The sequence below is a fragment of the Fibrobacter sp. UWB10 genome (genome assembly GCF_900182935.1).
In the GTDB taxonomy this organism is placed as follows: domain Bacteria; phylum Fibrobacterota; class Fibrobacteria; order Fibrobacterales; family Fibrobacteraceae; genus Fibrobacter; species Fibrobacter succinogenes_O.
This window is the reverse complement of sequence record NZ_FXUE01000006.1, coordinates 59,495-74,644: the sequence shown is the minus strand read 5'-3', so window position 1 is coordinate 74,644 and position 15,150 is coordinate 59,495. Positions and strand designations below refer to the sequence as shown.

The window sequence follows — 15,150 nt, the reverse complement described above, 5'->3', positions numbered from 1 at the left end:
CTTTACTCCGCTTTCCCCTTACCAATACTTGAAACTTCGAAACCGATCTTCTTCAAAGCGTCTGCATCCAGGATGTTGCGGCCGTCAAATACGAAGGCAGGCTTGGCCATACCCTTGTAAATGCGGTTCCAATCCAGTTCAGCAAAGCACTTCCATTCCGTGCAGACCACCACGGCGTGAGCGCCTTCGGCAGCCTTGTACGGATCCTCCTCGAACTGAACCTGGTCAAGCACGTCCTTCAAATCGCGCTTGGCATCAGGAATAGCCTTCGGATCGGTAACAACCGGCAGTGCATGTTCAGCAAGCAGGTCACGCACAACAAGATTTGCAGGGCTTTCGCGAGTGTCGCCGGTATTTGCCTTGAAAGCGAAACCGAACACGGCAATCTTCTTGCTTGCAATCGTGTTGAACATGGTCTCGAGCATGCGGTCCACCACGCGGTGGGTCTGCCATTCATTGATTTTCACCACCGATTCCCAGTAAGCAGCCACTTCGGGAAGACCGTAGTAACCACACAGGTACACGAGGTTCAAAATATCTTTCTTAAAGCAAGAACCACCAAAGCCGATAGAGGCCTTGAGGAACTTGGGACCGATACGGCGGTCCTTACCCATCACGAATGCCACTTCATCCACATCGGCGCCGGTCTTTTCGCAAAGGGCGCTAATCGAGTTGATGGAGCTAATGCGCTGAGCCAAGAAGGCGTTTGCAGTCAGCTTCGTGAGTTCGGAACTCCAAAGATTCGTCGTGAGAATGCGTTCGCGCGGCACCCAGTGGGCATACACATCCACCAGCTTCTGGCAGGCGGCAAGGCCCGATTCCGTCTGGTGAGAACCGATGAGCACGCGGTCCGGTTCAAAAAGGTCGTTAATAGCGGTACCTTCGGCCAAGAATTCCGGGTTAGAAAGCACTTCAAAGTGCAGGCCCTTGTCGTTAGAGTTCAAGATTCGTTCCATGGCGGCAGCGGTACGCACCGGGAGCGTCGACTTTTCCACAATAATCTTGCCTTCGTCGGCGATTTCCAAGATATTGCGGGCGGTCTTTTCCCAATACTGCAGGTCAGAAGCCTTGCCGGCACCGTGGCCAAACGTCTTGGTCGGGGTATTCACAGAAACAAAAATAATGTCCGCTTCCTTGATGGCAGAGGGAATGTCGGTGCTAAAGAAGAGGTTACGGCCGCGGGCGCGCTTCACCACGTCATCGAGGCCAGGTTCAAAAATCGGGAGGTTGTCGCTATTCCAAGCGTCAATACGGGCCTGGTTGATATCAACCACAGTCACTTTCACATCGGGGCACTTGTCGGCAATAACAGTCATAGTGGGGCCACCGACATAGCCCGCGCCAATGCAAAGAATCTTGGTATTGTAACTCATAATGTGCCCAAATTTAGCAAAATACCGAATTTCTGACCTAGATTATAACTAAAGAAAACCCCGATGAGCACGTTCGTAAGGTTTATATTAGAACTTTCCGTTCACGGGGTGTTCGCAGTGGAAAGTCATGTAAAATTGAGTTAAAGAAACTCACTTGAAAACGGCGGTCAGGCTTTCCACCTCTCCCGGGGACACATAACGCGCCTGCTCCATCACCCCATCACTCCAACCAGCCCAAACGCCACCATTTGTCGGCACAGCTTCCAGCATCACGGGGAGCCCTTCAAAGAAATTGACCGTCAGCGGATACGAATCTATTTTCAGACCATGAACGTTTATTATACCCGGTCCGCTTACCGAAAGTGACAACGCAATCGGGCTACCCAATTCAAAATATTCGCGCAGTTCATCGTACACAACGCCCGGGCGCTCCTGCGCAAAATCCTTAATTTCCTCAAGTTGGCGCTCCATTCTCGAAGAGCTCAACTTCCACCGTTTTTGATCGCGCGGAATTTCCGATTCAATTTCATTCGTCATGCGCTCAATGCGCGCAAGCACACGCTCACTCGAGAAATTCATTTGCAACAGCACCGCCATACGGTTCACAAATGCCGCACGAAATCCCGAATTTTCAAGCAAACGCCTAAAAAGCAGTGTGTATTCAGGGCCGTTCGGCCAAGATTCGCCATCTTCTGCCGCAGCAAATTCAAAGATATTATTCGTGTATTCGCTATAACCATTCCCCATTCCGAAATCCATATCGTACAGGAACCATTTCCACGGCGTTTTCGGATTGTTGCTGCGCCACTTTTTCAGGTTGTTGCCCGGCCAGTCGCGGTTATTCGCATACATTTCAGTCTGCATATAATTGATAAAGTTGTCAACATCAATTTGCGAAGCCACATAGGCATAATTCTCTTCGCTTTCAAGGCTGTTCGATTCAAGCCAATCCATCAGCGCCACGTAATCGACAGCGGATCCTGCCGACACGGAATTATCCGCCTTAAGCAAATCGATATCGTCGGGATTCAAGCCGTAATGCGTTTCAAAGTAATATTCTGTCGAGCGCTCACGAATGCTATGAATACCATAGTATTCGCCGTTATAGTACACCACCGCAAATCGCCCGCGCTGGTAATCCACACCTAAGCCTTCGCTAATCGAACTTGCCAAGCGATCGCGAATGTAGTCATTGCCGAAATTGCTTCCGTTATTGCGCAGAATAAAGACCTTGAATTTGTTCAGCTCCGGAAAATCCGGGAACAGGCTGTAGCGCAAACGCTTGTCGCCATACTTTTCGCGGAAAGTAATCGCGACCGATTTCTTGTCATTCTGGCGGCTGTAATTTCCAAAAATCTTGAGGCCCGCGTGCTTCACGAAAGCAGGCGCATTCACACCCGGCTCCATGAATTCTACCGTCACGGGGATTTCCTTATCGAGCCAGTAATTCGCGCCGTAATGTGGAGCCTTGCTCTGCGCGAAATTTCCTTCCATGTATATGCCCGAATCGGGATCAAAAAGCGAATTCGGATCCGTCGTCAAGAACACCACCGGCAAGGAATGCTTTTCGCCCAAGACATACGTGCGCACCATTTCTTCACCCGGGAGTTTTCCCGCATCAAACGCAGCACAGCGAATCGTCATCGAAGAATCCACCGCAAGCGAAATAGCCAACGGAGAATCCACCGTAGGCGCAAAACCACCCTTTTCGCAGCGCACATTCGCACCCTCAGGCAAAGCAATCGCAAACGGCATATCGTAAAAACCAGACGGCGGAATTTCGGCCAAAGTATCGAGCGCCGGCGAGCGCGACTGCACCACCGGTTGCGTCACAAGGCCATAGGGCGAAGCGTCGCCAAAGCCAAAGCCCATCGTACCGTCGGCAAGCGTGCCGAAACTCCAAGTTTTCCCTACAGACATTTCTGGGTATGCAATAGAATCTACAATCGCCGTATCAGCATTCACCAAATACAAGCGCCCACCCGCCTCAGAAATCTTGAAACCCGCATGCGGTTCATGCCCACGGTTGCGAGCGATATAGCTAAACACCTTAACCGTTACTTCTTGCGATTCATTCGCCTCGGGGCTCATGCGCGTGCCGTAAATATTCTTGAGGTCCGGGAAAGTCGTCCCTGTCGGGAGAGTCGCGCGGTAAACCGTCGAAGAATCGCCCGTACCCGTAAACACGATTTCGTAACCTTTCCAGTCGTCAATATCGGGCTGCGTGAGTCTAAAAGACACCTTGCGGTCCTTAGTAATGTAGGCCTGCATCAAGATTTCATTCGCCGCCGAGATATCGAGTACATCTTCTTTATCAGAACTTCCGGTACCCACGAATACCGCAATCGAAGACCAGCCCAAATCTTCATTCTCGCCAAGCTTCATCACAGAACCAAAACGTCTTACGGCATCTTCCTTAAAGCAGTTCTTTTTCTGACCGGGCAAAGGATCAGCATAGCTTTCTCCCGGCGGATCATTCTGCGAATCGGTCCATGTCCAGCAACCGGGGCCAATCATATTCAGCGAATCATGCGGCAGCTGATAGTCAGGATAGTTCTTGCCCGACATAAACACAAGCAAGAACGTACTCGGAGCAAGTTTTACGTTTCCGAATTTCCACTTGAACGGCTCCGTTTTTGAATCAGTCAAGTACATTCCCGACAAATCTACCGTATCGGCCGAAGTATTGAAAAGTTCCACCCAGCCAGCATCGCCGCCTTCATGATCTTCATAGACAATGTTAATCGGATCAACCTCGGTAAAGATAACGGGGCCACCCACAAACGGAAGTTTCGCGTCGGCATCAATCACACTATCAGCAGGTGTTTCTTGTTCGGAATCTTTTGAGGAACTGGAATCATTATCGGAACACGCTGCAAAACACAGCGCAAGCAACGCAACCCAAACGGCAAAAAAGCCCCTCATTGCACAAACATCCCTACACATCAGGGATAATATATATTAATCCACAAGAAACCGGTAGCTCGAGAGCCTATCCAAAAGTTTCTTTTTTCTTTCTTCTGGGGCGGCGCACAATAAAGAGGCAGGCGCCAATCAGCACGAGGCTCACCGAAATCACCTTGCCCATCGGGAACGCTTCCGAAAATACAAGTACGCCAGCCAAAGTCGGCACTGCAGCGCCAACAGCCGCACTGAACGGAATAATGAACAGCGCACGACCGCGAGAGAACGACACTTGCGAATACAAGAAAGCAATGCTATAAGTCGCAATGTAGCCAAGCGTTCTAAAATCCAAAAGCAAGTTCGCAATCGAAGAAAGCTCAATGTGGTCCAAGTCAAAATCCATCGCGAGACTCTTGTAGAATGCGGCAGAAAGTCCAAAGCCCACGCCCATAATCAAAGAATCTACCATTTCGCGGTCCTTGACCCACAAGTGCGCTACAAGCGTTACAGCACTCAGTCCGCCAGCGTACGCCCAAAGCATTCCGATATTCTGAATCGCAGTCGATTCACCCAAGTTCTCGACAGAGTAAAGAAGGCCCGCCACCACAAAGCAAATCGCAATCACAATGCGCTTGGTCAAAGCTTCTTTCAGAATGCAGAATCCCATGAGGGCGGTAAGCACCGGATTCAAAACCATCATCGGTTGCACTTGGCTCAGGTCATAACGCGCCATGGCAATGTAGTAGCCAAGCGTTGCAAGGCCAGAACAGCAAATTCCAAGCCACCAGAACTTATTAGTGATTACGCCCTTAAAGAATTCCCACGGACGAGAAGTTCCGCCAGTGCGCTTGCCCACCGTAGACACACCCGACTTTTCGAGAATGTTCCCGCAAGCAAAAAGAAACGCAGGACCGATTGTCAGCAACAGGAACAGCATCGGCTAGATTCCGTCGTAAATTTCCTGGTAAATCCAGTAGTTGCCCATGACGCGCTTCACGTAGTCGCGGGTTTCCCAGTAGCTAATGTCTTCGGCACGAACATCCCAAGACTTGCCCTCACCAGCAGCCTGCCAGCGCTTCGTCGGCTTCGGGCCCGCATTGTAGTTACCGAGCACATACATGTAGTCATCGTTGTATTCGGCCTTCAAGTCAATCAGGTAACGAATGCCCAAGCGAATGTTCATGTAGGCATTAAACAGCTGACGAGGTTCGAAATTCGGAAGACTTTCCTTTTCGGCAAGCATCTTGCCTGTTGCAGGCATAATCTGCAACAAGCCGCAAGCACCCGCCGGCGACATGATTTCAAAATTGAAAATCGATTCCTGACGCATCACGCTGTACACAAAGAACGGATCAATGCGATCACCGGAATGGAACTTCACCTGGTCCATGTACGGAATCGGATACAGGTAATGCAGCACATCAATCGGCGGAGCCATCAGGCGGCGGCGATCGATATTGTTCTGGAACTGGCGAGCGAGGCGATAGCCGGCAGCAGTTTCGCCCATTTCATAGAACAGCTTGCCGTATTCGTACAAGAAATCCAAACGCTTCGCATTCTTTTTGCGGGCTTCGTCATAAAGGGCGAATGCTTGTTCGCTAAAACCATACTGGAACAGCGTGCGAATGCGGTTGTAACGTTCCGGATTGTAAGTCGTATCGGGCTTGCCAATCTTCGGCTGCGAGGCGCGCACCCAAGCAAGCGTTTGTTCAGGCGCCATGAGCACGCCATGCGCATACGGAACATCCTTTTCGTTCATCAACTTGTAGCCGACAAGCTTAAGACGGCTACGGTGCGCATAGTAAGCCAGCGGGAAATCGCGAATACAGTCGAGGTATGCTTCGCGGGCAAGAGAATCCTTACCCAGTCGCATGTAGGCATCGCCCAAGAACATGCGGGCACCGCTACCGCTCCAAAGGAAGGGTTCCTTGGTCGCATCAATCAAGGCTGGAATTGCTTCAGCCCACTTTTCTTGCTTAAAGTACACAAAGCCAATGCGGAACTTGGCCCACTGGCGCTTGATATTATTCTTGAAGCGCTTGTGAGAAAGAGTCTTGTAGCAAGCAATGGCGCTATCGTACATTTCTTTCTGTTCATATTCAAAACCCTTCACCCACAAGTTGTTCGCATTTTCCTTACTGAACTGGCTAGCATCTTGCAAGGTTGCATCCATCTTGCGGATTTCTCTTTCGTAGCGACCGGCATTGTTGCGATACAGGCGCAAAATAGACTGCATCCACAAGGGGCGAGCTTCCACAGAATCCAGCAAGAACTTGAACTGCTTAATGGCTTCGTCATCGCGCTTGAGCGTACGCAAGGTCACTGCACGCTTTTCCCACAAAGTAATGCGGGTATTTATGTCCAAAGAACTCGGGGCAAGCTTTTTCTGCAAAGAATCTTCCGGCGGCGGGAGCGCTGCTTCCGGCGAAAGCGATACAAGCATCGAATCCAGAACATGAATCGAATCAAGCAAAGAAAGGCATTCGCTTGCGTTATCCTTGGCGCAAGCCATCTTGGCATACGCAACCTTTTCTTCCAAGGTCTCGGGAGCGCCACGCACCTTGCGGAGTCTGCGGATTGCGGCAAAGGCGGAATCCTTGTAGTTAGAGGCACTCGTCAAAAGTCGCAAATAAATGCGCTTTGCTTCTTTCATCTGCCTGAACTGTTCCAAGTATTGGGCATAGCGATATCTTAAAGCCGCCGCATCATCAGACTTCGGATACTTTTCAACAAAGACCTTCAGGGAATCCGCATGAGCTCGGTCACTCAAGGAGGAGTCCGCCATCGCGGCCTCAATACGAAGCCTAGAAGCAGCGCGTTCAAAAGAGGCGTCCTGATCCAGGTTCTTATAAAGAGCGAGCACCACGCGCATGTTCTTGTAATCGCGTAACTTGAACAGCGATTTTGCCATGCGCAAGATAACAGCACCATCTAATTGAGCATCGCGACCACGCAGGGAATCGTAAGCAAAGTAGGCGCTATCCCACTGTTCCTTGTAAAAGAACTGGGCAGCACGTGCAAAGTCACGCACATTCTTAGGCTGAGACTTGTCTTCACTCAAAGCCTTAAGGCGGTTGTAACGCACCACCACATCCTGAAATTGCGAAGGCGGAATCTGTTCCAGACTTTCGTACGGATTCGGGGGAGTAAACGGCATCGACGCAATCAAGCTATCCGTTGCTTGCGACGGAAGCGGGCTCGGAGACGATGCTTTTACAGAGGGAGCCACAGATGACGAATCCGCAAAAGCGAACACGCCTAAAAACACAACCAACAAAACAATCCTATACATTCACACCCTATCGTGTCATTTCTTACTGCTATCGACTTGCCCCACAAAACTCGATATACCCAAGTCCCGAATCGTCTGGGCATACTTACCTAGCATAAAGGCATTCACGCTTTCAGCATCATCCATCTGCAACACCGTCAGCGCAGAATCACGCACATCTTCGAAGTTGATCGAACGGATGATTTTCTTGGTAGACATCACGCTCCACGGAGTCATCGAAAGTTCATCGACTCCAAGGCCAACGAGCAACAGCACGCTCAACGGATCCGCACTCATTTCACCGCAAACCGCCACCGGAATTCCTTCGCGGTGTGCCGCCTGCACTGTTTGATAAATCATGCTGAGTACAGCCGGATGGTGCGGCTGGAACATGTCCGTAATCAATTCGTTCGTACGGTCCACGGCAAGCGTAAATTGCACAAGGTCGTTTGTACCGATGCTAAAGAAGTCCACTTCCTTGGCAAGTTTGTCGACAATCATCACCGCGGCAGGAACTTCAATCATCACGCCGATTTTCACCTTCGCGACTTTCTTGCCCTTTTCCTCAAGTTCCTTGCGGCACTTTGCAATGCAGGCCTTTGCACGGCGCAGTTCTGTCATGCCCGAAATCATAGGCAAGAGCAGGCGCAGGTTTTCCTTGGTATTTGCAAGGAGCAAAGCCTTCAATTGTGTACAGAAAATATCTTCGCGGTCAAGGCACACGCGAATCGAGCGCCAACCCATAAACGGGTTCGATTCATTCACCGCAGTAATGCCACTCACCAGTTTGTCTCCGCCGGCATCCAAAGTACGAATCGTCACCGGACAGGGGTACATGGTTTCAAGAATGTAGCGATAGGCATCGCGCTGTTCATCTTGAGTCGGAGCCTCACTCCGTAAGAACAAGAATTCAGAACGATACAGGCCGATACCGGTTGCACCGAAATCCGTCACCTTTTCTGATTCCGACGGAAGTTCGATATTTGCATGCAACGTGATATACTTGCCATCACGCGTCATCGGTTCCAGCTGACGCATCGTGAACAATTCACGACGCTGTCTTTCAAAGACTTCTTGGCGGGCGTGGAATTCCTTGATGTCATCTTGGTTCGGATTAATGACAACCTGGCCGCTCGAGCCATCAACGATAACGGTATCGCCAGCCTTCACTAACGCAGCAAAGTTTCTTAAGCCAGAAACCAACGGAATCTGGAGCGAGCGCGCAAGAATGGCCACGTGGCTCGTACGGCCACCCGTATCCATCGCAAGCCCCGCCACCTGGCCGGGCTTAATCGACATCAAAAGACTCGGTAAAAGTTCGTGTCCCGCCAGCACAACGCCGTCTTCGGTAGCCACATCCTCGAGCACCGGTCCGGAATCTTCCATGGCCGCCATCAAGCGGTTGTACACGTCCCTCAGGTCGGCCGCCTTATCGCGCATGGCAGGCGAATCAATCTGTTCAAACTTATCAATGAAGGCGCCAAGAACCACATGAACTGCCCAACGGGCATTCTTGCGTTCCTTGCGAATCTTGTCGAGAACCCCATTCATCAAAGTGGGGTCTTGCAAAATCATCAAGTGCGTCGCAAAGATGAGGCTATCCTTCATCCCGGTGCGACTTTCAGAAAGTTCCTTAATCTGCGAAACTTCCTTGACCGTCTTGTGGACCGCTTTCAAGAAAAGCTGTTCTTCGTCCGGCAGACGGCTTTCGGGGAGAGTTTCCTCTACCACCGAGATTTTCCGGTTCGTAACCGGGAAAACGCTCCCCATGGCAAAGCCTGGGGATGCTGGAACGCCCGTCAAAACTGTACGGACTTGTTCCGGCTTTTTAGCAGGGTTCTTCGTTGAAGTGGTCATTAAACAGACTTTCCAACTGAGACGCGACCTGTTCTTCGTCTTCGCCATCAATTTCGAATTTGACTTCGGAACCCGCAGGGATTGCAAGCATCATCACATTCAAGATACTCTTGGCATTCGCCTTCGAGCCCTCGAATACGATGGATATATCGCTCTTGGCTTGGCCGGTGATATCGACTATCATTCCGGCAGGCCTTGCGTGTATCCCCAACTTGTTTGTTACCACCAATGCTTTCTCAATCATTGTTTTCCTCAGAAAAAATCCACGTTGATGTCTAGACCATCTTGTAAAATAATGCGCACCAAGCTGTCCGCCGAATGGACCGTCTTGACCAAGTCATCATGCAAGGTACGGTCATTCAGCAAAATTCCCACCGTATTGTCCTTGGATTCAATCTTCTTTTGGACCTTCATGACAAGCTGATCCAAATGGTTCGTCACCGTTTCCAGTTCGCCCAGCAACTTGTCGGCGTTACCCATCACCTTTTCGGTGTTCGCAAACATATTGTCGATTGGCGGTTTCACGCCATCAATCAAGTTATTCACCTTGACCGTCACCTGGTTCAAGCCTTCAAGGCTCTTCCTAAGCTGCGGGTCAGCCGTATTCAGCATCACAAGCACGCGGTCTTCCAGCTTTTCAGCCTTCTCGAGCAGAGTCTTGAAACGTTCCTGGAATTCCGGGTTCACGATAGTCTGGTTCAAAGCTTGCTTGACCGATTCCAAAAGGACCTTCGTCGAGTCGCAGACCTCACCCACAAGACCAAGAGCTTCGGCAATACCGGCATCGAACTGACCTGTAATGGTATCGCCCGGGTTAAAGTAGCTTGTCGAGTCCCCAAGAATCATACCGATCTGACGTTCACCCATGATACCGATGTTCTGCACGCGAATTTCGGAATCCTTCGGGATTTTCACGTCGGTACGAAGCCTGATTGTCACAACCACGCGGTGGCCAGCCAAATCGATCGATTCGACCTTACCGAGTTTCACACCATTCACCTTGACGGGGTCATCGAGCACCAAGGTACTCACCTGGGTAAACCGCAGATAATAGGTGTTAAAGGTTTCGCGAGGGTCCTTCTCGTTTAAGAAGAATATTCCAAAAACAAGAATAATCAGGGCAAGGATGACCACCAAGCCTACTGAAAAATAAAGAGCCGAATACTTTTTCATTTGGGTTTTAATCTAGCATTTTTTGCATATAAAACAAAAAAAGCCCTCTTAAAAGAGAGCTTTTAAGGCTTGATTAAGGGGTTACTCGTCGATTCGAACAATCGGGCTGTTGTTCTCGATACCGTTCACATGGCGGTCAAGCCAGTCCAAAAGCAAAGCATCACGTTCTGCCTTAGGGAGCAAGAACTTTTCGCGGCCATCCTTCTGCATGAACACATCTAGGTAAGTCATCAAAACGCCGCCAGCCACCGACACATTCATGGATTCGGTAATACCATACTGAGGCAGTTTGAATTCGTAATCGGCATGGGCCAAAGTATCGGGGTGATTCCCGTGGAATTCGCTACCCAAATAGAAAGCGGTAGGCTGGCTCAAGTCCAAATCCAAAACAGAATTGGTGGTATTCGTGCTCGCCACGGCAATCTTGTAACCCTTCGCGCGCAGTTTTTCCATGCAAAGCATGCGCTTCTTGTAAAGGTACAAGCTCATCCACTTGTAACTGCCCTTCAGAATGGACTTGTTCACACTGTAGGCATTGTCTTCTTCGATAATGTGAACATCTTGAAGGCCAAACACTTCGGCAGTACGAATCACAGCAGAAATGTTGTGCGGATCGAACAAATCTTCGAGCACCATGCAAAAGTGTCTGGTACGGCGATCCACCACAGACGTCAAAAGTTCACGACGGCGTTCCGTCACGCGTTCCAAAAGGGATTCCAAAGTTTCGTTCGTCATTTCTTTTCCTTGATAACCTGAAGGTCCTTCACCATAATAGGCACTGCCTGCATATCCTGCTCACGCTTTTGTTTGCGGGCTTTCTGCAGACGTTCAAAATCGCCAAGTTCCCAATGTGCACCGTTTACGACTTCTTCAAAATCCAAAACGTACTGCACGTTTTCTTCGGACTTGAGAGTCGCACTCTTAAGCATGGGTTCCTTATTGCCGCTAAAGTACATTCCCGACGCTTTCTTGATGTCGTTCACAATCTGCTCGATTTTCGTGTTCACAACGCTTCTAAACACCTTCATCTGCATAATAGAATTGAGCACCGAGTTGCCCGGGAACACGATAGCAGTTAATTTGTACTTAATAATCTTGCCAGGCATTGGATCCATATCCAAGTACGCGATTGCGGTTCCATGGAGCGCCCACTTTAGGATTTTCGCATGGCCGTATCCAAAGAACAAGTCGCGCATGCCAAGCTTTTGTCCCGCACTATCCTGCAAAGCCCAGTAGAATTCGCCCGAAAGACTGCGGCCATTACTACCACTAAAGAATCGTCTGTTCGGGTGCGTGTATTCAAGCACGTAGTTTTCGTCGAGGTAAGCGTTAATCAACTGCGCCGTAAACGGCATATTGTCAAACAAGAACTTGATTACGTTTTCATCAAGCGGGAGCGTTCCCGCATAAACGTATTCCACACGGTATTGGCGGCCAAGTCTCGCGTAAATTTCAGGAACCATCGGAACCTTAGGGTCAACCTTGTAGCCACGTTTTTCAAGTTCCTTGTAAGGCTTGCAAAATTCTTCGTTGTACTTTACTTTGGGCCATGGATGCTTGTCTCCCACGGAACAGCCCGGATAATCAATATCCATGCACGTTTTGAGTCCAGAACACAGCGAGCGCACATCATCTTCGTTCTGGAGGCGTTTGACCAAGTTGTGGCGAGCGAGCGTATCAGTCGCGGGAGCATCTGCAGCAAAAGCAAACACCCCACACAACAGGACCACAATCAAAGACTTCGCTATGTATCCAAGAATCTTCATTAATTCCTAAACTCCAGACTATCCTGTGGAATCACCGTGAACGGCTTGATGGCTTCAAGTTTTGAAACAGGAGCGACAATCGAGGTGGTCATCTTGTCCATATCAAAATACTTCTTGACCATAGCCTTCACTTGGTCGGCCGTCACCGCATTAATTTCCTTTACATAATCCAAGTAGTGGTCGTAGGTCTTACCCAGCAGTTCACCCTTCGCAAAGATTACCGCCGTTGCTTCAGGACTATCGAACAGGCTCGGCAAGCTTTCAATCAAAGCTTTTTTAGCCTGCGAAAGTTCTTCTTCTGTAGGTCCTTGTTCAGCAAATTCATTCACCACTTCGCGAATCAGTTTCAGGGCAAATCCAACCGATTCCACCTTGGTCTGCAAAGCAATCGTTACCATGGCGGTGTCGCGATAATCGTTCCCTACCGAGCTGTACACGCTGTATGCCAAGCCTTCATCGCTACGTACGCGGTTCATCAAGCGGCTCGTAAAGCTACCACCACCCAGAATAAAGTTTGCCACCGCTGCCGGATAGTAGTCTGCATGCGGTCTACGCACAAAGGGCTGGTTCATCGAAATATTTGCCTGCGAAATATCCTTGTCGACCACGTAAATTCCGGGCTTTCTCACAAACGTAAGCGGAGTCGGTTCCTGGGCCACAGCCTTTGCATTCTTTTTCACATTTTTCGAAACGGCCGTTTTCCAACCTTCAAAGAAATCCTTGAGCACGACAACTATCGAATCCTTGTCGACATCACCAGAAAGTGCAAATATCACGCGGCCATTCCCATACACACCTTGAGCCAATTGCTTGACATCGGCCACAGACACCTTCTTGTAGTCTTCGGCATTGGCATCCCACAATCTCGGGTTCGGAGCGTAGTTCACTTTAGCCTTCAACGCCGAAAGTACCTTTGCCGGCGTGTCATAACGGCGATCGTAGGCCGTCAAGAAGTTTGCACGCAAAATTTCAAACTGGTCTTTGTCAAAAGCAGGATCCGTCAGCACTTGCTTCGAAAGCTTCAGCATGTCAGCAAAGTCCTTAGACAAGCAATCGATATCGAACATCGAAGTAAACGTGCCGACCGAAGAACTCAACCCTGCGCTAATGAATTCCAGGGAATCGTCCAAAGCCTTGGCGGAAATGCCACCACCGCCACCGCGACGGAGCATGCTCCCCACCATCGATGACGCCGCTTCGTCTTTAAGCGAAAGCGGAGCGCGCGGCTGTTCAAAATAGACTGAAAAATTCACGAGCGGCAAACTGCGGTCGCTTACAATATAGCCCGAAATACCCGGGGCAATCTCTACGCGGAAATCCTTCGGGTACGGAGCTACATACTTGTATTCTGGAAACTGGATGTCCTTATAGCTTGCAGGAATCGCCGGTTCGGCATTTTTTTCTGCAACAGGGGCAGCCGAATCAGTCTGCGCAGCCGGTACAGGCTCCGTCTGCGGTTCCGGCGAACCCGAACAAGCATTCAAGGCAAACACTGTCGCTACCGACGTCGCCGTCAAAAAGAGAACTTTCAAATCAAACTTCATCATCATGAAAGATAGTAAATCAGCATATAAAACCACACGGATTCGAAATGCCTAACGGCATTTCTGATAAAAAACAAATATTCAACCAATTAAAATTTGATTTCACGCTAAAAATTCTATGAAAAACAAGAAAACGCGTTAGCGTTTTCCAATAAATGCGCAAGGCGAGTGTTGCAGGACTGCTTGCAGGCCTATAACCGAGCCGAGCATTTAACGCCGTTGGCGTTCGTGGCTACGGTTATGCCATAACAGAAAACAAGTTTTCTGCTGCGTCATAACCTTGCACACTTTTAGTACTTTAGTACAATCCGTGTGGCTCTAAAAAAAGCTCTTGAAGCGTAATTCTTTTCTATCTTTCCACGTATGCCAGGAATCATCCGTTTTGCGCCGAGCCCCACGGGCTTTTTACACGAAGGGCACCTGCTCTCAGCCCTTTACGTATGGGCGGCCGCAAAAAAATGGGGTCTCAAGATTCACCTTCGCATCGAAGACCACGACCAAGGCCGCGCCCGCAAGGAATATATCAACGGCATCCGCGAAGATCTCGCCTGGTTCGGATTCCAGTACGACAGCGAAAGCATTCAAAGTTCGCACTTTGACTTTTTCCAGAAAGTCCTCGACAAACTCACCGCTCAAGGGCTTGTGTACCCCTGCACCTGCAGCCGCAAGCAATTGCAATCCGAAAATCCCGTAAGCGAAACCGGCGAAGTCATTTACCAAGGCAAATGCCGTACGCATACAATGCCCTGCAGCGAACCTCATAGCCTACGTATCGTTATTCCAAACAAAGTAATTAATTGGCACGACGAGCGCCTCGGTGACTTTAGCGAAAATCCGAAAAATCAATGCGGAGATTTCCCTATTCGCGACCGCGACGGTTTCTGGACCTACCAATTCGCCGTCTGCATCGATGACTTTACCGACGGAATCACGCATATTGTTCGCGGTGAAGATATCCGCAATTCTACCGCCCGCCAAATAGCCCTTTCGCAATTAATTGCCGAAACTTGCCAAGGCGACCCCAACCTAAATATACCCCACTACACGCGCCCAGTATATCTGCACCACCCACTTATTGTCGACCCGACTGGCAAAAAGCTCTCCAAGCGCGAGCACGCCTACAGTCTCCGTCAAGAAAAAGAAAACGGCAAGACTCCCCAGGAACTTTTGGGGCAAATCCTTCATAAAGCCGGTTTTTTGTCACATATTATACCGACAACGTTAGAACAAGCGATAGCAACGGTTGCAGAGCGCCTGTAAAC

11 protein-coding genes are annotated in these 15,150 nt (G+C 49.7%); 1 reads left to right on the top strand and 10 read right to left on the bottom strand.

The window, feature by feature from the left end; genetic code table 11:
- Nucleotides 1–2 precede the first annotated feature (2 nt).
- The 10 genes from QOL41_RS12875 to QOL41_RS12830 form a co-directional block, all read right to left on the bottom strand.
- Nucleotides 3–1,373 carry a nucleotide sugar dehydrogenase gene (locus QOL41_RS12875; RefSeq protein WP_283430083.1) on the bottom strand — a complete coding sequence of 457 codons (1,371 nt, stop codon included), beginning with the start codon at nucleotides 1,371–1,373 and terminating at the stop codon, nucleotides 3–5.
- 150 nt (nucleotides 1,374–1,523) lie between these two features.
- Entirely contained in the window at nucleotides 1,524–4,298 is a 2,775-nt protein-coding gene (locus tag QOL41_RS12870; RefSeq protein ID WP_283430082.1) for a CotH kinase family protein, read from the bottom strand.
- Between the two features lie 67 nt (nucleotides 4,299–4,365).
- Nucleotides 4,366–5,214 (bottom strand): EamA family transporter, encoded by an 849-nt coding sequence (locus QOL41_RS12865; RefSeq protein WP_283430081.1) that lies wholly within the window; start codon nucleotides 5,212–5,214, stop codon nucleotides 4,366–4,368.
- A gap of 3 nt (nucleotides 5,215–5,217) precedes the next feature.
- Entirely contained in the window at nucleotides 5,218–7,569 is a 2,352-nt protein-coding gene (locus QOL41_RS12860) for a lytic transglycosylase domain-containing protein (protein WP_283430080.1), read from the bottom strand.
- A gap of 15 nt (nucleotides 7,570–7,584) precedes the next feature.
- Nucleotides 7,585–9,405 (bottom strand): phosphoenolpyruvate--protein phosphotransferase, encoded by a 1,821-nt coding sequence (ptsP, locus tag QOL41_RS12855; protein WP_173653122.1) that lies wholly within the window; start codon nucleotides 9,403–9,405, stop codon nucleotides 7,585–7,587.
- Entirely contained in the window at nucleotides 9,377–9,649 is a 273-nt protein-coding gene (locus QOL41_RS12850; protein WP_073319470.1) for an HPr family phosphocarrier protein, read from the bottom strand. The genes ptsP and QOL41_RS12850 overlap by 29 nt, the downstream gene beginning before the upstream one ends.
- Before the next feature lie 8 nt (nucleotides 9,650–9,657).
- The gene (locus QOL41_RS12845; protein WP_283430079.1) at nucleotides 9,658–10,578 is read right to left on the bottom strand and encodes an MlaD family protein; all 921 of its coding nucleotides are present in this window, start codon (nucleotides 10,576–10,578) and stop codon (nucleotides 9,658–9,660) included.
- Nucleotides 10,579–10,659: 81 nt separating this feature from the next.
- Nucleotides 10,660–11,313, bottom strand: coding sequence for a TrmH family RNA methyltransferase (locus QOL41_RS12840; protein WP_283430078.1), 654 nt, complete (start codon nucleotides 11,311–11,313; stop codon nucleotides 10,660–10,662).
- On the bottom strand, nucleotides 11,310–12,344 hold the full coding sequence (locus tag QOL41_RS12835; RefSeq protein ID WP_283430077.1) for a hypothetical protein: 1,035 nt from the start codon (nucleotides 12,342–12,344) through the stop codon (nucleotides 11,310–11,312). The genes QOL41_RS12840 and QOL41_RS12835 overlap by 4 nt, the downstream gene beginning before the upstream one ends.
- Complete coding sequence (locus QOL41_RS12830) at nucleotides 12,344–13,888, bottom strand: M16 family metallopeptidase (protein WP_283430076.1); 1,545 nt, start codon at nucleotides 13,886–13,888, stop codon at nucleotides 12,344–12,346. Before QOL41_RS12830 ends, QOL41_RS12835 begins: the two co-directional genes overlap by 1 nt.
- Before the next feature lie 363 nt (nucleotides 13,889–14,251).
- On the opposite strand from QOL41_RS12830, the gene QOL41_RS12825 reads away from it, so the two are divergent.
- A complete protein-coding gene (locus tag QOL41_RS12825; RefSeq protein ID WP_283430075.1) occupies nucleotides 14,252–15,148 on the top strand; it encodes a glutamate--tRNA ligase family protein in 897 nt (298 codons plus the stop codon).
- Nucleotides 15,149–15,150 lie beyond the last annotated feature (2 nt).